Raw genomic sequence first — 21,047 nt, 5'->3', positions numbered from 1 at the left:
AATCGTTACGCCCCCTTTACCCGATTCGTCATTGCCGTAATGTTTACCAGTGGTGTGGAGGTACTGAGTCCACAAGCTGGCGCAATAATATCAATGCCATCCAATTTAAGTTTTTCGGTTTGTTTCGAAACTTTATCGGCTTCACCAAATTCCAGCAGATAGGTACTTAGGTTACCCATAGTGGTCAATTCGGGATAGTCTTCTTTTAGTTTTCGCAAGCTAATCGAAGAATCGGTACTGATCGCATCGGACTTAATTGCCGGTACAAATTTTCTAACCGCATTCATTTTTCCGCAAATATGAACAATCACCGGGGTATTGGTTTCATGAATGGAAGCGATGATTTTGTTGAGATAACGGACTGCGTATTCATCAAACATTGCGGGTCCCAAAATTTCTCCGGTGGCAGTGGGATCCGCAATGGTAATCACGCTGGCGCCGCTATCGACCATCAGTTTAGCCAATTCAATAATATGATTGGTGGCATAATCAACCACCCGATGAGCCTCGGCAGGATTCTTTCTGAGTTCTTTTAAAAATGGGATCGGGTCAACCAGTGATGCAGCAGTACTAAGCGGGCCGGTGATACTGCCAAATACCGGAACGTCCGGATATTTTTTAGATAAACTATATGTTGCTTCAATAATCGCATTGACCCGCTTATTTTTTGCCATCGCGCCTAAGTCCTGATAAATGACTTCTTTAACCGACGGAAACACTTCTTTTTGTATTTTTGGTTCACAGGCCAGGGTACCATAATTTATTTCACTGCCCAACACCTCTGCTTCGACGGTCATGCAAAAGGGAATACCGAAGTTTTCAAAACCGGTGTTTTCCTGAACGTCGTTGGCAATTTCTGCCATTAATTGACTATCGTGATGGCCATCCGGTAAGGTGTGCCCAGTTTTATTCATCACATCAACGATGGCTGAATTCATCATCCCTCCGGGACAGATAACCGGTGCCCGATCAACGGATTCTTTATTTAAGGAACGGAGGATCCGTTCCTTTGGTGTTAAATCATTCATCTAAAATACCTCATTTCTTTTTATTTGCAGGCTTCTATAATCTCTTGAAGTATCACGTTCTTCTAGCATTTTTCAAAAAATACGCTTCTCTAATATCCTGCCTTGGGAGCAGCATTATGAAGTTGTCTTCATCCCAGGGACCGGTTATAATTTTTTCAATAAAGCCGATTTCACCTTTAACTGTCTGATATTCGGCTTCAAACAGCTTTGCAATTTCTCGGGACTGCTCAATTACCTCATCCTTGGGTTCTGCCGATGTTTCAATAAACAAAACTTTTTTATAGCCATCATACATTTTTTCCAGCATCCGCTTGGCTTTTTTTTCGCCCAAACGGTCATAAATACGGCGGTAGTCTGCGAGAATGCTCTTTTCGGTAATCATCCAGCCATTGCTGAGATAGAAGGTTCCAATTTCGCTCTTAAAGTCGCAGGCTCTGCAGGTATCTGAGCACATAAAGATCGAAATACAATCATGCACTCTGGGAATAATCAGTTCACTGGTTTTTGAAATCAAACCATTAGCTGCCCCACCACACAAACCAAAAGCCAGAATGATTTTCTGATAATTCTGGGAAGCATCAATAATCCGTTGGAGTTCAATCTTCAGTTTTTGCGGGTATAAATGAAAATCCATCGAGACAAATTCAAAATCCCGCTCTGGAATTGGCATCAGCTTCTCAATTTCTGCCTGCATAACCTCACAGGCAATCACTTTGATACGCATATCAGAAAACGGTGTCCAAAATGGCCTGATTCAGATCATGGCCAATTACAGTAATACGCCCGATTTCATCAGGTTCAGATGCTCTGATTTCCAGGGCATTGGGAACAAAATCAAACTCCACCCAATTGACTGGATCAATCTGAACCTTGCCCTTTGATCGAACGACTTTTCCAAAAACCGCCTCATCCTTCAAACTTTCAAAGATACTTTTTAACTTAATTACCGGAAATATCTTTGGCGTTTCGATACCCCAGCTTGTAAATATATCATGATTATGATCGTCATCATCGTGGTCGTGATCATCAAACTCCAGATCAAACACACTTAAATCCTCGTCCCGGGGAATTTGTTGTCCATCCGCTTCGGAAAGGCCGAGCAGCTCAATGCCACTCAAGTCATCCCAGGGCGTGGTCACAATTGATGCCGTTTCATTGATTTCCCGTATTTTCGAAACAACCTTGCCTAACTCCTCATCATCGACGTTCTGGGTTCGACTTAAGAGAATGGTGCTGGCGTTTATGATCTGGTCACCATAAAACTCACTGAACAGCTCGGTGAATTCCTCATACATGGTCACATCGACGGCGGCAATCACCAGATTGAGATGAATGTCATTATCTTCCTCAAGTTTCTTGACAATCTTGACGATTTCGGACAGTTTACCGACCCCCGATGGTTCAATGATGATTCTTTCTGTTTCTTTCGATTTAATGATTTCTCGCAAAGTGTTGGTAAAATCAATCACGGTAGAACAGCAGATACACCCGGCCTTGATTTCCTTTATTTCAATGTTGTATTTTTTTAGAAATGCCCCATCGATTGGAATTTCGCCAAACTCATTTTCAATCAGCGTTATTTTTTTTGAATACACCTTTTCATCGATCAGCTTCTTTATTAATGTGGTTTTACCGGCACCAAAAAAACCAGAAAAAATATCAATTTGTATTGTCATGTGATCACTTTCCTATCTGTTAATCATTCAATTTATAATTTATAAACTCAATGACAACAATCTTTATTAAATTGTTGTCATTGATCACTTAAACTTAATTCACTTGAGCTTAATTCACTTCTAATTTATTCGTTTGGAAATTACTATATCGACCAGCGTCCATATCGTCTAGAGGCTTCTACCATTGCTGCAGCATTTAATAAATTGCCATTGGGCGGAAACTCACAACCAGAAGAAAGAATAAAGCCGGCTTTGTGTTTATTAAACAAATCCAGTTGTCTTTTAACATCTTCAAGCACCTCATCGGCAGTAAATACAAGACCGGTTTCGGCGGGATCGGAATATCCGATGGTGATAATCTTATCACCCCAGGTTTTCGCATGTTCTTCCCAATCTTTGGCACCATGGGCCGGATAGGCAACCGAGATTGCGACCGGATCAGACCACTTAATAACTTCTTCAAAGTAAACACCACCACCGCAATTATGAATGGCTACTGCTGAACCGGCTGCCCGAATCGCATCGGCAAGACGTTTTAAATATGGTCCCTCAAATTTCTCCCAGGTTGTGTTTCTCAAAACAGTTCCTGATGAATACAGGGGATCGATAACAATGGAATGGGCTCCCGCTGCAATCTGAGCAACAGCGTACTCTATAAGAACTTCGGTGATAACATCAACTGCCCCCAAAACTTCTTCCGGGTGCTTGATCAGGTCCACAAACAGCTCTTTGTGACCTCTAATCTGCGACAAAACCCCCAGTGGGCCATAGACAAATCCGAAGATGGCGACTTCATTCCCTTTTGCTTCTGATAAACCTCTGACCGTATCGACAACCTGCTTCATACGCTTGGTCTCTCTCGGGTTAATTTTTTTGATCTTATCATATTCACCAGCTGTTTTTATATACTGGTTATTAAAATCAGGATAAGCGGTACTGAACTTAGGAAAAATAAGTTCCTGGCCAAAGTCAGCCGCTTCAACAGAAAGGTCGACCAGCAGCAAAAAGGCATCCTGACCGATTAGTTCCTGCGCTGCCAGGAGACTTTGGGTCGCAATTTCGGCATCCTGAGACCATTTATCATAGTGCGATCCGGATACCCGATACGAAGCACCGCAGACCAGGGGAATCGCCGGGATCCGGTCGACTTCTTTTCGTTGCAGGGTTAAAACAACGCGTTCCAGGGATGTTAATTCTTCATTTCTTTGTATCAATGACATCGATGATTTCCTCCAATTTAATCGTCTTTGCGTATTTTTGTGAATTTCTTCTTAGAGCTCATTTCCATATGCGGCAACAATGTTGTTCGCCAATTTTACCGCTTCGGCAGCATTTTCCGCATAGCCATCGGCACCAATCTTGTCGGCATAGGATTGAGAAACCGGACCGCCTCCGATTAAGACCTTATAGTCTGCTCTTATTTTTTCTTCGACTAAAATTTCAACGACTTCGTTCATCCCTTCCATCGTCGTTGTCATGAGTGTTGAAATGAAAATAAATTCAGCCTTTTCTTCTTTGGCTCTTTCCACAAAAGTAGCTGGAGAAACATCACGTCCCAGATCCACAATATCATAGCCTCCGGTTTCTAACATGATCTTCACCAGGTTTTTCCCGATATCGTGGGTATCCCCTTCAATTACGCCAATGACGGCTTTTCGTTTGGTTTCGTGTGAGTTAATCTTAATATGGGGTTTTAGGATATTTAGACCCGAATACATGGCGTCCGAGCACATTAATAATTCGGGTACAAAGTATTCTTCTTCATCAAATAATTTTCCTGCCTGATTCATCCCAACGGTCAGTCCATTGACGATAGCTTCATAGGCATCAATTCCTTCAGTGATCACCTGATTACTGAGTTCAATGGTTAAATCCTCATCCATGTCTACAATTGACGCTGCCAGTTTGTCGAATAATTCCTGTTTGTTTAAAGACATTTAATAATTTCCTCCTTGATTAACATACATATCCTATATGTTTGGTAGGATTATTATATTAGATGCTTTTTCATTTGTCAATATAATTTTGTTCTAATCTGATATGATTACTTATTTATATAAAAAGACATGATTTGAAGCTGATGCTTCAAATCATGTCTTGATAAAATTGTCCAGATAATTAATTCAAGTACCTGATTTTCTTCAATTTACAAAATAACAAACCAAATCGAGTTAAATAAAATACTCACAATTACCTTTTTCGTGATAACGTCTCACCAGCTCTGCCAGGGTAATATTATCCACCACCAGATCAATAGCGTCTTTGATTTCCTGCCAGACATCTGCGGTAACATGGCGATCTGCTTGTTCATATACGCCCGCTTCATCACTCAAAATAACTGGTGACAACTCACCTTCTAACAACCGTACAATCATCCCCACGGTATACTCTTCCGGGGGACTAGCCAGCTGATAACCGCCCTGGGACCCACGTACGCTGCGAACAAAACCAGCTCGTGAAATCTGGGTAATGATCTGTTCCAAATATTTTTCTGAAATCTCCTGGCGCTCAGCAATCCGCTTAATGGGAATGTATTCCCCGGTGTTGTTAATCGCCAGGTCCAGCATTAAACGCAAGGCATACCTGCCCTTGGTGGAAATTTTCATTACTGAAACAAGCCTGTCGACAGATAACGTTCCCCGGTATCTGGCAATAAAACCACAATCGCTTTGCCTTTATTTTCAGGTCTTTTTGCCAATTCGGTAGCTGCATAGATTGCCGCCCCGGAAGAAATTCCCACCAGCAATCCTTCGCGCCGGCCAACTTCCTTGGATGTCAGGAAAGCATTTTCATTGCTGACCTTAATGATTTCATCATAGATCTCAGTATTGAGTACCTTCGGAACAAACCCGGCACCAATTCCCTGAATTTTATGTGGACCAGGATTTCCGCCTGACAAAACGGGTGAAGCCTCCGGCTCGACTGCGATAATTTTTACCCCGGGTTTCTTTTCTTTTAAAAATTCGCCCACCCCGGTAATGGTTCCGCCAGTTCCGATTCCAGAGATAAAGATGTCCACTTCACCATCGGTGTCATTCCAGATTTCTACCGCTGTGGTTGTCCGATGAATCTCGGGATTAGCCGGATTTTCGAATTGTTGTGGTACAAAGGCATTCGGTGTGCTTTCCGCCAATTCCTGAGCCTTGGCAATGGCACCCTTCATTCCCAGTGCGCCGGGGGTTAAAACCAGTTCTGCCCCTAAAGCCGAAACCAGGTTACGGCGCTCAACACTCATGGTTTCGGGCATCGTTAAGATTAAGCGATACCCTTTTGCAGCGGCAACAAAGGCCAGGCCAACGCCGGTATTCCCACTGGTTGGTTCAATAATCACCGAATCTTGATTGATCAGACCAGCTTTTTCTGCCGCATCAATCATGGCAAAACCGATTCGATCTTTAACGGAAGATAGGGGGTTAAAATACTCAAGTTTTGCAATTACTTTCGCTTCCAGGTTTAGGTTTTTTTCATAGTTTACCAGTTCCAGAAGGGGCGTATTTCCAATTAAGTCGGTCAGATTTTTTGCAATTTTTGACATCATGATACCTCATTTCTTATAATAATTCATATTATTTCTATATGAATTATTATATTGTCCATTCTTTTGTTTGTCAATCCTTTTTTTCTTTTTTCAACGCATTTACTACTTTACATAATACCCGAAGCAATCCTTAAAATTCAAAATCTTCGTTTATTTGCAAGTAATTCTATAGTATAATTAGGATATTAGCCTGGCGACTTCGAAATGATCTCCTGGGTATTTTTATGAACCGTTGCAGTCATAACCAACACTATTTCGGTTTAGAACGGAGTTTGTACGTGATATATTTGGATTATGCCGCCGATACCCCGGTGAATGCCGAGGTTCTGGATCTTTTTTGTCGCATCAGCCAGGACGCTTTCGGCAATGCCAATGGAACACATCTTTTGGGTAAAAAGGCAAAACGGCTTATTGAAAAAGCTACCATTAATATAAAGAATCAGTTAAACTGTTTAAACATGGCGGTCATCTATACCTCTGGTGCTACCGAGGCCAACAACCTGGCCATTAAGGGTGTGGCCAAAAATTATCGTGAAAATGGTCGGCACCTCATCTCTACTTGTCTGGAGCATGCTTCTGTCAGCGGTAGCCTCAAGCAGCTTCAATCGATAGGCTATGAGATTGATCTGGTGTCCATCAAAAAAGACGGTACCGTCGACCTTGATCATCTTAAAGAATTAATCCGGGCGGATACAATTCTGGTGTCGATCAACTATGTGGATAGCGAATTGGGAGTCTGTCAGCCGATCGAATCAATTTCGTCGCTCATTGCCGCTTATCCCAATTGCTTTTTTCATGTGGATGCCACCCAAGCTGTCGGAAAGATTCCAATTAATTTAGAGCAAATCGATCTGGTGACCTTTTCGCCCCACAAATTTTTCGGACTGAACGGCATGGGCGTGTTGCTAAAAAGTGACAGCCTGATCCTTGAACCACAGATCCATGGCGGCACCAGCACCAGTTATTATCGCAGCGGCACGCCTTTTACCGCTGGCGCCGGGGCAACTGCTCTGGCTCTTGAGCTATGTAATGATGAATTGGCAGAACGTCTGGCCCAGGTCGCCTTGAAAAGCGACTGGCTGAAAAGGCAGTTATCTGCTTATCCGCTGGTTACTTTCAACTGTACTGAGTATTCCATTCCCCACATTCTTAATCTCAGTGTGAAAGGCGTCAGGGCCCAAGCCTTTCAAGCCGCACTGAGTGATCAGGAAGTCTGCGTTTCGACCAAATCAGCCTGTTCCACCGATAACACCCCCTCCCGTTCGGTACTCACGGTCACCGGAAGCCGGGAGCTGGCCAGAACTTCCTGGCGGATCAGTCTCAGTCATTTAACCACTGACAGCGAATTGCAGGAGTTTATGGAAATATTTGATTATTGTTATAAAAGTTTAACTAAAAAGTAGGAGTTATCATGGAACGTTATGAAGAAATAGAAAAAAGTTTAAAAAAGAAGTATCGCAGCAGTATCTGGTGCCGTTTTACCAGTGGCATCAATGAATATCAGCTGGTCAAGGAAGGGGATAAAATTGCGGTGTGCATCTCTGGAGGAAAAGACTCCATGCTGATGGCAAAGCTATTCCAGGAACTGAAGAAACATAATAAATTCGAATTTGAACTGGTTTTTCTGGTAATGGATCCCGGCTATAACCCGATCAACCGGGAAATGATCAAAAATAATCTGAAGTTATTGAATATTGAAGCCACTGTTTTCGAGTCTCAGATTTTTGATTCGGTAGCCGATATTGAAAAATCACCCTGCTATCTCTGTGCCCGGATGCGTCGCGGCCATCTCTATCATCACGCCAAAGAATTGGGCTGCAACAAAATCGCCCTGGGGCATCATTATGACGATGTCATCGAGACCATCCTGATGGGGATGCTTTACGGCGGACAGATTCAGACCATGATGCCCAAGCTAAAAAGCAGCAATTTTGAGAATATGGAATTAATCCGGCCGATGTATCTGATCCGGGAAGAGGCCATCATCAGCTGGAAATTACATAATGACCTGCAATTTATTCAATGTGCCTGCCGCTTTACCGAAAATTGTATGATTTCAGACAATGAAGGCGGAGCCTCCAAGCGCCAGGAAATGAAAACCCTGCTGAAAAAATTCCGTCAAACCAGCCCTTATATCGAAAGCAATATTTTTAAAAGCGTGGAGAACGTCAATCTCAATACCATTATTTCATATAAGCAAGATGGGGTTAAACATCATTTTCTTGATCGCTTTAACGACTAAATGAGCCGTCAGAACATTTTTTTATTAAAAAAGCAAAGAAGGTATTCAATGAAAATCATTGACCACCTTCTTTGCTTTAATTTTTACGGATATACTTCAATCAGCACATCCATAATCCCGCCGCAAACCATGCCTTCATCTTCAGCTACTGATCCGGTCATATCGACTTTCATCGTGTGATATCCACTTCCGGTCTGGAGCAGATCCCGGGCAACCAAACTGACCTCCGCTTCACTGCAGCCGCCGCCAATACTTCCCCGGCTACGTCCGTCAGCCCATATGATCATCTTAGCACCAGGGCCTCTGGGCACCGATCCTTTTTTGGACACCACGGTAACAATCGCCCGTTTTTCGGTGTCATCGTTGGCGAGATTTTCCAGCACCTCATAATCAAAATCAGATTGATTGGTCTGCCTTTTTTTCGGTGCTTCCGTAGCTGACTGACTCAGCCTTTTTTTGCTGATGATCTCAGCCATAATTGATATCGCAATTTCTTCCGGGGTAACTGCGCCTATTCTTAAACCAATGGGCGAATATACCTGGTTAAGCTTGCCTTCATCAAGTCCCTCCCCAACCAGCAGTTCCATCAAATTTTTGACCCGCCGTTTTGAACCAATCATTCCCAAATACTCTGGTTCTGACTCTAATACCTGTCGCAGGCATACGGCGTCATGGCGATGACCCCGGGTGACAATCACGACATAATCGGAAGCGTTAACCTGGAGACGATCAAAACAGGTTTCAAAACTTTCGCAGAGCACCTGGCTCGCTTCCGGAAATCTGCCTTCATTAGCAAAAGAAGGGCGATCATCCACAACGGTTACCTTAAAACCAATATCCGCACCATATTTTGCCAAAGGTTTGGCAATATGTCCCCCACCAAGAATAATCAGCCGGCCTTCTGAGTAGAAAGGCTCGCAGAGAACTGTTTCTTTATTTGCTGTGGTGATCAACTCTGGCAAACCTTTGATCAGGATATTTTCGATGGCTTCTTGCAACTGTGTATCGACAGATTCCAGCTCATCCTTACTGATGAGACTCTTTTCAATAACTATTTTACCCGCTTCATTAACGGTTTTAAACCGCGTCAGCATCACAACCTGATTTTTCTGTTTCAGGTCTTCGATTAATTTGTCGTATTGATTTTCCATTCTTATGTCCCTCCTGTTCTTATCCAATAACCACAAACCCTTGATAGGTTGTGGAATTCACACCTGAATTTCGTATTTATTAATTTTACTGTATAAGGTATTCCTCTGAATTCCCAGCGCACAGGCAGCTTGACTGATGTTTCCTTTGTATAGTTTTAAAACCCGTTTGATGTGTTCTTTTTCCACATGGGTCATATCCAACACAGCCGGATCCAACTCTTCCAGTCTTTCTTCAGTCAATATTAACGCTGATTTTTCGATACTATTGATGTCTTCAAGCTGACTTTCCTCAGCATTCTTAATGAAATATTTTGAGGGAAAAGATTCGGTATTGATGATCAGTTCCACCACATTTTCAAGTTCCCGCACATTTCCCGGCCAACTGTAGTCTTCTAGAATCCGCATTGATTCGTCAAAAATCTGATATTCCTTCTTCTCATATTTAGCCGACAGATTCTTCATAAAATAGCGGTACAATAAGGGAATATCGCTTTTTCTTTCTCGCAGCGGTGGCAAATATAAAGGTAGCACATTCAGGCGGTAGAACAAGTCTTTTCTGAACCGTCCCAGCTCCACTTCTTTTTTCAGGTCTTTGTTGGTCGCTGCAATGATTCTTACATCGATAGCAATCGACCGTTGACTTCCGATTCTTGTGATGACGTTCTCCTGCAAAACTCTCAGCAATCGTGTCTGCATATCAAGGGGCATTTCACCAATTTCATCCAGCATAATGGTACCATTATTGGCCTGCTCAAATTTTCCGATGTTGCCGCCTTTTTTAGCGCCGGTATAGGCACCCTCCTCATAACCAAAAAGCTCGGATTCAATTAACTGATTAGGAATGGCGCCGCAATTAAGTGCCACAAAAGGTTCATCCATCCGTTTGCTATGGTTGTGGATCGCCTGGGCAAAAACTTCTTTGCCACAGCCGCTTTCCCCCAGAATTAGAACGGTTGAACGATTGTTGGAGATCTTTTTGGCGTACTCAATGGTACTGACAAAATGCTTGTCTGCCCCCATTATTTTATCAAAGGTGTAGTAAGGCTGATCGGACTTGACAATTTTTTTCGACTGATCTTCTTTCAGAACAAAAACAATCTCGATGCTGTCATCCTGGGGATTATATATCGGGCTGGCGGTCATTTGACAATGAAAATGATTTCTCAGGGCTTTAATGTTGATGATCCGGTTCACGTGCTTTTCGGAATGGATCGCTTCCTTGATATTTTCCCATTCTTCAATAATTTCCGAGACGTTGGCAGCTGACAATTGTTTGTATTTATTACCGAATAAGTCCATCGCTCGCTGATTATATATTTTGATCCGACCATCCAGATCGGAAGTGAGAATGGCCACTGGCATTGAATTGAAAATGGTTTTAATATGTTTATTAGTCATATTCTGAAGCCGATTATATTCTTTTACGCGCAGCATTTCTTCAATCGCGTTGGACGCCGCAATCACCATTCCCAGGGTATGGGGATGAACAGAATCAGAATAGCCGGTCAAATCCAGGGCGCCAATCAGGTTTCCATTAGGATCTTTAATCGGTGCTCCCGAGCAGGTCCAGCGATGATAAGCCTTGATAAAATGATCCTTTCCCGACAATTGCACCGGTTCTTCAGATTTTATTACCAGCGACATCGCATTGGTTCCAATGCACTCTTCGTTCATGTAGGCGCCAGCTACCATTTTCAATTCAAAGGCTTCCGTCAGTATTTTCTCATCGCCGATGGCATTAAGAATACAGCCGTCTTTATCCGTTAATAACACAAAGAAATTATTTCCCCGAACAATGCTCATCAGATGTTCCATATATGGTGATGCCGTTAGAATCAGATCTCTGTTTTCTGAAAATTTAGTCTGGAGTTCTGAATGATCGATCATTTTTTTACTGAAAACCTGATCTTCTGAAATATCATATTCGGCACAGCGATCCTTTGATTGTTTGATAAGGTTTTGATAGATATTTTTATTCATAGTTAATTGTCTCTTTTCATTGATTTTTGCAAATCCACTTTTCGCTATCCTGATCATAGTATAAGTCAAAGATTCCGGCATAAGGGATCGTCCATTTAAATACTTCTTTGATTGATAATCCAAATAGCTCCGCCAAAATGACACGGATAACCCCGGCGTGAGCCAGAATCAAGATGGACTTTGAGCGGTTTTTTTTAACAATTTCTGCAAACGCCGGAATGACCCGTTGTTTTAAATCAACAAAACTCTCCCCGGCCGGCGGTATAAAAACATCGATCTCCCGGCCTCTCTGCTCATAGACACCAGGGTAGCTATTTTTGATTTCAGAAAAAGTCTTCCCATCCCATTCACCCATATCGATTTCTTTTAAAGCCTCGACCGTTAGCCTTGGAATCGGACGATCTCCTAAAAGAATGTCCAGGGTATTAACGCAGCGGCTAAGGGGACTGGTATAGGCTTGATCCAGGGGGATTATTTCAAAACTTGTCCGGAGTTTTTCCGCCTGGTTAATCCCTTCTTGTGATAAAGGAAGATCCAGTTGGCCAATATAGGCTTTATCCTTTTGCCATTCTATTTTACCATGCCGGACTAAATATATCTGCATTCCCATTACTACACCTTTCTGAATCTGATTAACTAATGCTCAAAAGAATCGCCTATTATTTGATCTGCTTTCAATCAACTTTGCTGCGATTGAATGCAACGTTATTTTGCCCGATAATTCTTTTTATTTTCTGCAAAATGACTTCGGCATTATGATATCGCTTTGCTATTTTTTCTGTCACTTCCGGGTTGTCTTTATACAAAGCCAGCGTCTGAATTTTTCTTATTTCCAGATCCATCAGCTGATCATTTTTGACAAGTTTATCGGCCAGATAGAGAATTTCATTTTCAGTGATGGCTTTGTCCGGTTCTATAACGATATCGATATGGTCAGCAATAATATCGCCCACATTCTGATAACCCATTTCTCTCAACAGTTCCCCGCCTTTGTGGGCATGGTTTTTTTCGGATTTAGCAATATCATGGAGCAGGGCAGCCGCCCGAAGGGCTGAGCGGTCAAGATTTAATCCTTTTTCTCGTAATTGTTCAGCCAAACCCATCGCCGTCTGTTTAACTTTCTCGCAGTGCCTGCGAATGTTTTCCGGCAGCTTAAATTTATCCCAAATGGCATAACATTCACATAAATTGGGAGCCGTCAGGGTGTTGTATGTTAGTAGTGCTTCGTAATCTGCTCGGGTATCCATATCCATTAGAATGGCTTCATCAGTGAGCGGGAAGTTAACGGCATCCTCTTCATATAAGGCCAGCAATCGTTTCAGACCACCGTTGTTTTTATTTTCCAGAATCGGGTTCTGGTATTTTTTGTGAATCAGCGGCGGGTGTCCTCGTCTATCTAAAAAGCTGGGATAAATAATGCCTTTGCTAATTTCGTTTGATGCTGCCATCAGATATTTGACGGTTTCCGGCTTCACCAGGGGAATATCCACCGGATGAATAAAAAAAGCATCGACCGCTTCGTCTAATTGGGTGATTCCTTTTAAGATCGAGGTATACATCCCTTCGTCAAACTTTTCATTGATCACCAACTTAAGCGGTTGGTTCTTAAAATAAGGACTTATTTCATCAGCCCGATGTCCCAGCACGAGAATGATCTGATCCACGCCCGCCTGTTGATAGGTAGAAACCACGCACTCCACAGCGGTTTGATTTCCAAATTTCAGCAACGGTTTAAACCCATCCATCCGCGAGGAATAGCCAGCGGCAATAATTATAACAGCAATCTTATTCTTTTTCAATTTGGTTGCCGCCTGACTTGAATCATTTCAGCCACAATACTCACCGCAATTTCCTCTGGCGTATCGGCAAAAATATTGAGACCGATTGGACTGTGCACCCGCTCCAGATCACTAAAGCCAAAGCCTTCATCCAAAAGACCCTGGTAGACATGATTGCGTTTATTTTTGCTACCTATCATCCCAATGTATTTGGCCTCTGTTTGCAGCATCTGAGCGAGAACATCCTTGTCATCGGAGTGCCCTCTGGTAACAATAACCACGAAGGAGTATTGATTGATTTTAACGTAATCTTCAATGTTTTCAAAGGCCGGAATAACAATCACTTCTTCCACCGTATTAAACCGTTGGGCATTTGCAAATTCCTCCCGGTCATCCACCACGGTTACATAAAACCCGACGACCTTACACAATTCGGCCAGAACCTTGCCAATGTGACCGCCACCAATAATGCAGACATTTTCATTATTAAAAAATGTTTCGACATAAAATCCTTCGTTTTCCAGAAAGGCTTCCTGATGTTTTAATTGATAGAAATTTTCTCTGATATCTTTAACCAGGCTACGGACTTCATCACTTTCCGATCCAAAAAAACCAGTTTCGGTACAGACCCATTTTTCCAGACTGCCATTTTCTTCGCTTGTCTGAGGTATTTTTGTAATGGTTACAAAGTCGGTTTTATTTTCAATCAATTGGATAATTTCATTATAAAAAACCTGATTCTGAGGATCCCACCAGTCGATGTACTCCAGTAGAATTTTCAAATCGCCACCGCACACCATTCGCTGGGAGGCTTCATCCTTGCTGTTAAGCATAAACTCCTCAATATGAAAATATTTGTCCTTATGAACCTTGGCTGCCGCTCGTATCACCATCGCTTCAACCAAACCGCCACCGATGGTTCCGTCAACCGTCAGATCCTGCTTGACGATCATTTTTGTACCTTCACTACGGGGAGCTGATCCGGATTTTTCCAGGATTGTTGCCATAACAAAATTTTCTCTTTGTTTCTGAGTTTCTTTTATTATTTTAAACAAATCATTCATCTTCTTTCTCCCTTCGCAGATCCACTATTTTTCGCTTAACCATGCTGTTAACCAATTGATCCGGCTTTTGCAGCTGATTTTTTTCAACTTCAACCTGAATGGATAATTCACAGTTCTCGTCAAAATATTTCAAAACCCTCGTTTTAATCTGCTGTTCTTTTTGGACTGACTGCTCTTCATGATAGAAAGATACGTCAATCCTCAATAAGCGCTTATCTTTAACGGTTACCTGATAATCCACCAGGTCTTCAACAGTCAGTAGTATTTCCTCCAGCTCTTTCAGATCAACGCAAACTCCGTCATCTAATTTAATGCGGTTATTCATCCGACCTTCAACCTTTTTCATTGTTCGCAAAAAAGTTCCGCATTGACAGGTTGCTTGCGAAAATGCGCCGATATCACCGGTTCGGTAGCGAATCAGCGGCATTGCCTCGCGATTAAAGCTGGTAAACACGATCTCACCATAGACTCCATCTGCCACTGGTTTCCCGGAATCCGGATCAATTATTTCAAAATACAAATCGCCCTCCCGGAGATGATAGCCATTCAGTGCCTGACATTCCACTCCACCGCCGTATCCCATCTCGGTCATCCCATAATGGTTAAATACCTGACAGCCAAACTTCTGGTCGAGCTCTGTAACCATGGCCTGTGGGACATAATCCGTACTGAGTAAAACTTTTTCGATTTGTTTGAATCCCGCCTGTTTGATGCGACTGAGATACAAAACCTGAATCGGAATGCCAACAATACAATTAATCTTATTTTCTATCATGGTCTTTTCGACCGCATCCAGATCGTTAAGGAGTCCGTAAACAACACAAGCCGTTTTGGTTCGGTCAAGGGCTTTTTTTAGCAGGTTTCCAATTGTACCATAGGCTTGTCCCGGCAACAACACCATCACCCGATCGGTGTTGTCAATTAATGACCGCATCCCATAGTCGAAAAAATCCACTGTTTTTTGCAGATCCTGATCGGTAAAAAAAATCCGTTTTTTATTGCCACTCGTACCCGATGTGTTCAAGGTAACAATCCGATCAATCCTGGATTGAGGGACACATAAAAACGCAAAGGGTTGATTTTTTATATCATCGGCAGTGGTAAAGGGGAGATGATTAAAATCATCCCATGATTTGATCAGCTCTGGGTCGATGCCAGCCAACTGTTTTTGATAAAACTCACTGTTTTTTTTTGCATAGCTAAGGGTTTCAACAATTTTTTTGAGTTGATAGGTCATTAGCTCATTTTGATTTGCCGGTGAGATCCCGGTTCTTTTGATGATCCATTCTTCCATTGGTGTCTTTTTCATAGTATCCTCACTGCTTGCGATAAAGTGAATGACCGTTTTTGTCGGTCAGGTTATACATACAAAACGGGATCAACTGACCCTTGGGATTGACAACATGGATACAGCAATCTTTAACCCGGTTCAGATCAAGATTCCAGACATCCTGAAAGGCCATCGCCGAAAGACTGAAGGAATAGCGGTTGATCCGCTCCAGAATCTCATCCCATTCGTCTTTCTCTGTATTTTCATGACTTATGTTGCAGTTTTTTTCCGTTGTCAATTCATTGCTACGCCATTTGCGGGAGACATGGGCTTTGGTTTTGTTTGCGCCTTCTTCTGCTTGTTCATTTCCGCAGCAATTGGCGGGATTATTCACTGATATCAATTCATTATTTTCCTTAAGGATGTAATTCCCATGAAAGGAACACCGGGCATTTTCACATCCCGGCGGCGAAAAACTTTTCTTTCTGATTCGCCCTGCGGTCTGATCTTCAATTCTGTCCATGATATCCCCTAACGTCAACCGCTTTTCTTCCACCGGTAAATTGGGAATCCGTCCAAAATAACTGGCTGGCTGGATATGAACCCCTTTGACGGTGGGAACCCAATCCAATCCAAAATTGATAATGTTACCAAGATCGTCATCATTGACTTCGCTTACCAGGGTTGGCACTAGTACCACCCCGATATTATATTTTCGACAGTTTTCCAGCGCCTTTATTTTTGTTGCCAGTAATGGCTTCCCTCTCAGCTTTTCAAAAATCCCATCATTGGTTCCATCAAATTGCAAAAAAACCGAGTTAAGTCCCGCCGCTTTTAATCGTTTGACAAAAGCTTCGTCCTCACCCAAACGGATGCCATTGGTATTGATTTGAATAAAGGAAAAACCGATCTGATGTCCCAATTCAATGATTTGCGGCAGATCATCCCTCAAGGTTGGTTCCCCACCGGATAACTGAATATTACAATTACCAGAAGTTTCCATAACACTGGTATACATCGACGCAATGGTGTCGATGGTCAGATCTGGCACACTGCTTCCATTTGCATCCGCAAAGCAAAAGGAACAACTGAGATTGCAGCGCTGGGTTACTTCAATAAGAGCCGTACAGGTATGCTGGCGATGATCAGCACAGAGCCCACAATCATAGGGACAGCCTTTATCGACCTGGGTATTCGGTTTTTCGATGGTAGCCGGGATTTTATTTCGCACCCATTTTTCCATCGGCATACTGCCCCGCCACAGCAACGCTTTAAAACGACCATGCTCGGGGCAAGATTTTTCCATATAGGTTTCCTTATTTTTAGACCAAATGATGGCATTTATTTTTTTTAGACAGACGGGGCAAAGGCTTTTAGTCGTTGCAATGATTTGCTTCATTTTTCTTCCTACTGCTCCCTGTTTCCAAATGTATAACCGTTTTCCTGGAGTATCTCGACCACCTTCTCAAAGCTTTCCAGCAGGGTATCGCCGCATTTCACTGGATAAGGCTGGTTGTTTTCGTCGGTAAATCGGTAAACGCCAATAAGATCCATACATTCGGTGCTCTCAAAGCGTTCTTCAAACCAATCCATGTATTCTTTAATCATACTCCCAAAATTATCCTTAGTATATTCCCGAGCTTTTCCTTTTCCGGCATATAAACCAATGACTCCAATGCCGCCAGTCAAAACGCCGCAGGTCTTCTGATTGCCCCCAATCCCGTTACATAGTCCATTCATTACTCGGATGAGGTCTTGATTCTCAATTTCTTCCATATCCAACGCCAGCTTAAGCATAATTTGACTGCAACAATAGCCTTCGGTTCCCAGTCGAAAAAGTTCAAATTTCAGTTCGTCCATATCTTATTCCGCCTTTCTTGCGATCATCATATAGTAGCCCGGTTTGCACATTTTAAGTGTCTCCTGAAATCCGGTTGCACAAGCACCGCCAGTTTTTTGCCAGAATGCATTCATCGAGCCAAATTCAAAGATCGTTTTGACCAGCAGTTGTTTGAGCAACTCACTGTGGTCTTCAAGTAATATAATCTCAAAACCTGCACTTTCGACATCAATCTGCACCTGTTTTAAATCGTATAAACCGCGCATACAACTCTCAAACTCATGGGTTTTCATCGCTTCAAGCGATTCAGGATTTCGAGCATAGACATCGGTGATAAAAAAAGTCCCGTTATTTTTCATCACCCGATAAACCTCTTTCAGGGCAGCAGTCATATCTGTCATTAGCGAAAGCGTGCACTCGGACAACACCCCCTGAAATAAATCATCCTGAAAGGGAATCGCTTCACCGCTGCCAATCAGAAAGCTTTTATCGGGATTGTTTTTTCGGGCCATGGCAAGCAGCTTATGGGAGGGATCAATCCCTACCGCATTCAGCCCATGGGTCTGGTCCAGGTAGCGGACCGTGGCTCCCTGTCCGCATCCCAGATCCAGCAATAAATCGGCTGATGTCCAGTGACAACATGCGACACCCTTGTCGGTTAAATCAAATCCCCCCGGCCGCAGGGTTTCACCCAGAAGCTCGGTCATCTGAGGACTTTCGTAGGCACAATTTCCAGACAATTATTTGTCCTCCAGTCCTTCTTCTACTTCCTTCATCTTCCCCAGAGCCAGCGCTTCGTCAATAAATACCTGATTACAGGTCGGACACTTCATCAGATCCACTTCGAAATTCCCTTCCATATAGCGAACCTTCACCTTGGCTAATTCCAGTTCTCGCTGGCATTTATCACAGAGCCACTTTGTTTGGTCATTACTTTCGTGTTTCATTTCGTTCCTCCACTATTTCCATCCTCTTCCAATATTTCCATGCGGTGGCTGTAGACGCTTTTAATCAGGAAAGACTCCTCTTCTTTTTCATATTTAACCCAAAAGGTAACATTATCCCGCCTTAGTTTGGCAAGATACTCGCCGGTGTCTGGGTTGCAGAAACGTTCGTTTTTTGCTTCGGCATTCTTGAGCACCGCCTGGATATCTTCCATCAAGATATAGCGATCCTCAATGTTCTTTTTTACATCTTCGGGGATAATCAGGGTAAAGTTATCTTCCATCACGCCTTCCAGGGGTTCCTCTCGCCAGATTTCTTTTAATAGGATTTGTTTAACACGACTTCTATTCTGATGGCGTTCCGACAAAGTTGGCATTTTGCGGGTGGCCGATTCGCCCTCGTCCTTAGGATAAATCAAATCCAGCAAATGGTAGGTTCGTTTGCCGCCGGAGACGAAAAGATCCTTACACATGGCACAGTAAACCAGCAGATCATTCTCACTTTCACCGATGCGTTCGGAAACAAACGCATTGGACTGTTCCCGATTGGCGTAATAAACCAGTCCGCCATATCCGCAGCATTTTGTTTTTTCTTTCGTGTATTCCAGTTCTTCAATTCCGTAACCCAGTTTAGCTACGATTTTTCGAACGCTCTCATGAAGATCACTGTTTTCCCGGGTACCGCAGGCATCGTGAATGCTTAAGGTCTGTGGGATTTTAATGTGATCTTTGTTCGGCAAGCCCTCTCGGACATAAATATCCCAGAGCGACTCAACTTTAATTTCTGGCAAATATTTCTCAAAAATACGAATGCAGCTGGAACAGGCCAAAATAAAGGTTGGCTGTTCCATTTCTGTCCAGACTTTTTTAATCGCTTCAATGTTTTCGTTCATCAAGCCCTGTTGTCCAGCCCAATCAGCCGGCGCTCCACAGCAGCCCAGATAAATCCCGACATCGCCTTTGACATGACCGACCAGGTACTCGTAGATGCTTTTGATATCGTCCGGATAGGATGCCGGCAACTGACAGCCGGGGTAGAAAAGATATTCCGTTTTGCCAGTACCCTTGTATAGTCCTTTGACATAATCCGAAAAGGAAATCAGCGGATAGTAAAACAGATCTTTGGATTCCTCTTTGCTGGGTTGTTTCCGCACCAATGAAAAACGAGAGCTGTTGGAAAAGGCCATGTCTTTTAAGGCAAAGTCATGGGCTGATACTGGCATCTTTCCCCGCTGCACCATACTTTCCCGGGTTTCATGAATGACGTCGTTCATGCTGATGTCGAGAAAGCACTCTTCCTTGCAGAGACCGCATTCAGCGCAGGAATTAATCATTTTATTGGCATAATGCGTTCCTAAAATAATCCGTTCACTGTGGTTGATTTGCCGAATATAGGCATCCGGAGACATTTCAAATTTACGAAGATGGACACAACCTTCAATGCATTTGCGGCACTGACATTTAACACAGCGTTGTGCTTCTTCGATGGCTTCTTCCCGACTATAAATTGCCGCTGTTTTTTCGATGGGAAGAAGTGGCTTTTTACTAGTGATATCAAATTGAAGCGGTGTTTCAAATACACCTTCCCGGTCGCGAGAATCGGTAAGGGATACCTTTGACAGATAACGCTCAATGGAAATAGCCGCCCGTCGCCCGGAGCTGGCTGACAAAATCACCGAATCACTTTTGTTAAGTAACTGGCCGCCGACAAATAGCGTCGAATCGCCCACCTGAAAGGTAACGGGATTCGCTTCGATTGGTTCTTCCCAGGCAGCTGTTCCCAGATAAACCGCATCATATTCGGTAAGCAGTTCCGCCAGTCTTTTTTGATCTACGGTTGCATCAAAATGGATGGTTATTTTTTTATCGGCAATCGCCTTCATTTCTTGCTGTAATAATTCCTCAGTCATGGACTCACCAACAAAATCCCATAGTCGCCCGCCCAATCGATTGGTTTTTTCAAAGATTGTGACACTATAACCTTTTTTATCCAGATCAATAGCAGTGGTTAAACCACTTAGTCCGCCGCCGATAATCGCAACCTTCCCTTTATTTTTAGGAAGTGGCCAGACTTTTTTCGGTTTATAGGCACCATATTCCAGCACTGCTTTCTCCAGATCGGATATCCGGATGGAGCCGCCAGCCTTGCTTCTTTCACAGGGTGCTTCGCAGGGATGATCGCAGATCCGACCGATAATATTATGAAAAGGCATTTTCTTTTCCATCAGCTTATAAGCATTCTGAAAATTCCCTTTTTCTATTTCTGATAAAAAGTCGATGATTTCCAGATGAACTGGACACTGGGCTGTACAGGTTGGGGGTTCCTTATGAATACAGCGATCCCCGGTTTCCAATAATTTATCTAAATTCATAGTTGGTCTCCTAACTCTTTTTATTTTTCAGTCCATTGCAGTAACTAAACATCGTCACCTTGACTCGTTCTGATGTCTGTTTCTATATACAATTTATTATTAATGAGTATGAAACTGATCGCAAATCATGTGATCCTTTCGTTAATACTAAGCGAGTAATCTCA

At 42.9% G+C, this 21,047-nt stretch carries 20 protein-coding genes; 2 read left to right on the top strand and 18 right to left on the bottom strand.

What is annotated here, in order from left to right; all coding sequences use genetic code 11:
* Positions 1 to 5: 5 nt before the first annotated feature.
* From Q7J41_RS13585 to cysK, 7 genes are all read right to left on the bottom strand, one after another.
* Positions 6 to 1,028 (bottom strand): uroporphyrinogen decarboxylase family protein, encoded by a 1,023-nt coding sequence (locus Q7J41_RS13585; RefSeq protein WP_304888978.1) that lies wholly within the window; start codon positions 1,026 to 1,028, stop codon positions 6 to 8.
* 52 nt (positions 1,029 to 1,080) lie between these two features.
* Positions 1,081 to 1,752 (bottom strand): DUF1638 domain-containing protein, encoded by a 672-nt coding sequence (locus tag Q7J41_RS13580; protein ID WP_304888977.1) that lies wholly within the window; start codon positions 1,750 to 1,752, stop codon positions 1,081 to 1,083.
* 1 nt (position 1,753) lies between these two features.
* Entirely contained in the window at positions 1,754 to 2,704 is a 951-nt protein-coding gene (locus tag Q7J41_RS13575) for a GTP-binding protein (RefSeq protein WP_304888976.1), read from the bottom strand.
* A gap of 143 nt (positions 2,705 to 2,847) precedes the next feature.
* On the bottom strand, positions 2,848 to 3,924 hold the full coding sequence (locus Q7J41_RS13570; protein WP_304888975.1) for a uroporphyrinogen decarboxylase family protein: 1,077 nt from the start codon (positions 3,922 to 3,924) through the stop codon (positions 2,848 to 2,850).
* A 51-nt stretch (positions 3,925 to 3,975) separates the two neighbouring features.
* Positions 3,976 to 4,641, bottom strand: coding sequence for a corrinoid protein (locus tag Q7J41_RS13565; protein ID WP_304888974.1), 666 nt, complete (start codon positions 4,639 to 4,641; stop codon positions 3,976 to 3,978).
* A gap of 234 nt (positions 4,642 to 4,875) precedes the next feature.
* Positions 4,876 to 5,310, bottom strand: coding sequence for an Rrf2 family transcriptional regulator (locus tag Q7J41_RS13560; RefSeq protein ID WP_304888973.1), 435 nt, complete (start codon positions 5,308 to 5,310; stop codon positions 4,876 to 4,878).
* Positions 5,310 to 6,239 (bottom strand): cysteine synthase A, encoded by a 930-nt coding sequence (gene cysK, locus Q7J41_RS13555; protein ID WP_304888984.1) that lies wholly within the window; start codon positions 6,237 to 6,239, stop codon positions 5,310 to 5,312. The genes Q7J41_RS13560 and cysK overlap by 1 nt, the downstream gene beginning before the upstream one ends.
* Before the next feature lie 281 nt (positions 6,240 to 6,520).
* Here cysK and Q7J41_RS13550 point away from each other — a divergent pair, with 281 nt between their 5' ends.
* The gene (locus Q7J41_RS13550) at positions 6,521 to 7,645 is read left to right on the top strand and encodes a cysteine desulfurase family protein (RefSeq protein ID WP_304888972.1); all 1,125 of its coding nucleotides are present in this window, start codon (positions 6,521 to 6,523) and stop codon (positions 7,643 to 7,645) included.
* 8 nt (positions 7,646 to 7,653) lie between these two features.
* Complete coding sequence (locus Q7J41_RS13545) at positions 7,654 to 8,484, top strand: tRNA 2-thiocytidine biosynthesis TtcA family protein (RefSeq protein WP_370651017.1); 831 nt, start codon at positions 7,654 to 7,656, stop codon at positions 8,482 to 8,484.
* Between the two features lie 83 nt (positions 8,485 to 8,567).
* On the opposite strand, the gene Q7J41_RS13540 is transcribed toward Q7J41_RS13545, so the two are convergent.
* From Q7J41_RS13540 to Q7J41_RS13490, 11 genes are all read right to left on the bottom strand, one after another.
* On the bottom strand, positions 8,568 to 9,635 hold the full coding sequence (locus Q7J41_RS13540; RefSeq protein WP_304888971.1) for an XdhC/CoxI family protein: 1,068 nt from the start codon (positions 9,633 to 9,635) through the stop codon (positions 8,568 to 8,570).
* Positions 9,636 to 9,692: 57 nt separating this feature from the next.
* Positions 9,693 to 11,615, bottom strand: a complete 1,923-nt coding sequence (locus tag Q7J41_RS13535; RefSeq protein WP_304888970.1) for a sigma-54-dependent Fis family transcriptional regulator — start codon at positions 11,613 to 11,615, stop codon at positions 9,693 to 9,695.
* A gap of 16 nt (positions 11,616 to 11,631) precedes the next feature.
* Positions 11,632 to 12,225: an alpha-ribazole phosphatase gene (gene cobC, locus Q7J41_RS13530; protein ID WP_304888969.1), complete on the bottom strand. Its 594-nt coding sequence runs from the start codon at positions 12,223 to 12,225 to the stop codon at positions 11,632 to 11,634.
* A gap of 64 nt (positions 12,226 to 12,289) precedes the next feature.
* The gene (locus tag Q7J41_RS13525; RefSeq protein ID WP_304888968.1) at positions 12,290 to 13,414 is read right to left on the bottom strand and encodes a DVU_1551 family NTP transferase; all 1,125 of its coding nucleotides are present in this window, start codon (positions 13,412 to 13,414) and stop codon (positions 12,290 to 12,292) included.
* The gene (locus Q7J41_RS13520; RefSeq protein WP_304888967.1) at positions 13,411 to 14,457 is read right to left on the bottom strand and encodes an XdhC family aldehyde oxidoreductase maturation factor; all 1,047 of its coding nucleotides are present in this window, start codon (positions 14,455 to 14,457) and stop codon (positions 13,411 to 13,413) included. The genes Q7J41_RS13525 and Q7J41_RS13520 overlap by 4 nt, the downstream gene beginning before the upstream one ends.
* Complete coding sequence (locus Q7J41_RS13515; protein WP_304888966.1) at positions 14,450 to 15,766, bottom strand: DVU_1553 family AMP-dependent CoA ligase; 1,317 nt, start codon at positions 15,764 to 15,766, stop codon at positions 14,450 to 14,452. Before Q7J41_RS13515 ends, Q7J41_RS13520 begins: the two co-directional genes overlap by 8 nt.
* A gap of 7 nt (positions 15,767 to 15,773) precedes the next feature.
* Positions 15,774 to 17,126: a radical SAM (seleno)protein TrsS gene (gene trsS / locus Q7J41_RS13510; RefSeq protein WP_304888965.1), complete on the bottom strand. Its 1,353-nt coding sequence runs from the start codon at positions 17,124 to 17,126 to the stop codon at positions 15,774 to 15,776.
* A gap of 8 nt (positions 17,127 to 17,134) precedes the next feature.
* A complete protein-coding gene (locus Q7J41_RS13505) occupies positions 17,135 to 17,587 on the bottom strand; it encodes a DVU_1555 family C-GCAxxG-C-C protein (RefSeq protein ID WP_304888964.1) in 453 nt (150 codons plus the stop codon).
* Between the two features lie 3 nt (positions 17,588 to 17,590).
* A complete protein-coding gene (gene trsM, locus Q7J41_RS13500) occupies positions 17,591 to 18,307 on the bottom strand; it encodes a DVU_1556 family methyltransferase (protein ID WP_304888962.1) in 717 nt (238 codons plus the stop codon).
* Positions 18,308 to 18,514, bottom strand: a complete 207-nt coding sequence (locus Q7J41_RS13495; protein WP_304888961.1) for a DVU_1557 family redox protein — start codon at positions 18,512 to 18,514, stop codon at positions 18,308 to 18,310. It abuts the gene before it with no gap.
* Positions 18,511 to 20,883, bottom strand: a complete 2,373-nt coding sequence (locus Q7J41_RS13490; RefSeq protein WP_304888959.1) for a pyridine nucleotide-disulfide oxidoreductase/dicluster-binding protein — start codon at positions 20,881 to 20,883, stop codon at positions 18,511 to 18,513. Before Q7J41_RS13490 ends, Q7J41_RS13495 begins: the two co-directional genes overlap by 4 nt.
* Positions 20,884 to 21,047: the final 164 nt, after the last annotated feature.

The sequence above is a fragment of the Acetobacterium sp. genome (assembly GCF_030652775.1).
Taxonomy (GTDB): Bacteria; Bacillota; Clostridia; order Eubacteriales; family Eubacteriaceae; genus Acetobacterium.
Note: the sequence above shows the minus strand (reverse complement) of the source record. Positions and strands in the feature narration are given on the sequence as shown.

Bases quoted from the DNA above. Each gene is read 5' to 3' on its own strand.
- Q7J41_RS13585 (WP_304888978.1), bottom strand. From the start codon at position 1,028: ATGAATGATTTAACACCAAAGGAACGGATCCTCCGTTCCTTAAATAAA.
- Q7J41_RS13580 (WP_304888977.1), bottom strand. From the start codon at position 1,752: ATGCGTATCAAAGTGATTGCCTGTGAGGTTATGCAGGCAGAAATTGAG.
- Q7J41_RS13575 (WP_304888976.1), bottom strand. From the start codon at position 2,704: ATGACAATACAAATTGATATTTTTTCTGGTTTTTTTGGTGCCGGTAAA.
- Q7J41_RS13570 (WP_304888975.1), bottom strand. From the start codon at position 3,924: ATGTCATTGATACAAAGAAATGAAGAATTAACATCCCTGGAACGCGTT.
- Q7J41_RS13565 (WP_304888974.1), bottom strand. From the start codon at position 4,641: ATGTCTTTAAACAAACAGGAATTATTCGACAAACTGGCAGCGTCAATT.
- Q7J41_RS13560 (WP_304888973.1), bottom strand. From the start codon at position 5,310: ATGAAAATTTCCACCAAGGGCAGGTATGCCTTGCGTTTAATGCTGGAC.
- cysK (WP_304888984.1), bottom strand. From the start codon at position 6,239: ATGTCAAAAATTGCAAAAAATCTGACCGACTTAATTGGAAATACGCCC.
- Q7J41_RS13545 (WP_370651017.1), top strand. From the start codon at position 7,654: ATGGAACGTTATGAAGAAATAGAAAAAAGTTTAAAAAAGAAGTATCGC.
- Q7J41_RS13540 (WP_304888971.1), bottom strand. From the start codon at position 9,635: ATGGAAAATCAATACGACAAATTAATCGAAGACCTGAAACAGAAAAAT.
- Q7J41_RS13535 (WP_304888970.1), bottom strand. From the start codon at position 11,615: ATGAATAAAAATATCTATCAAAACCTTATCAAACAATCAAAGGATCGC.
- cobC (WP_304888969.1), bottom strand. From the start codon at position 12,225: ATGGGAATGCAGATATATTTAGTCCGGCATGGTAAAATAGAATGGCAA.
- Q7J41_RS13520 (WP_304888967.1), bottom strand. From the start codon at position 14,457: ATGAATGATTTGTTTAAAATAATAAAAGAAACTCAGAAACAAAGAGAA.
- Q7J41_RS13515 (WP_304888966.1), bottom strand. From the start codon at position 15,766: ATGAAAAAGACACCAATGGAAGAATGGATCATCAAAAGAACCGGGATC.
- trsS (WP_304888965.1), bottom strand. From the start codon at position 17,126: ATGAAGCAAATCATTGCAACGACTAAAAGCCTTTGCCCCGTCTGTCTA.
- Q7J41_RS13505 (WP_304888964.1), bottom strand. From the start codon at position 17,587: ATGGACGAACTGAAATTTGAACTTTTTCGACTGGGAACCGAAGGCTAT.
- Q7J41_RS13495 (WP_304888961.1), bottom strand. From the start codon at position 18,514: ATGAAACACGAAAGTAATGACCAAACAAAGTGGCTCTGTGATAAATGC.
- Q7J41_RS13490 (WP_304888959.1), bottom strand. From the start codon at position 20,883: ATGAATTTAGATAAATTATTGGAAACCGGGGATCGCTGTATTCATAAG.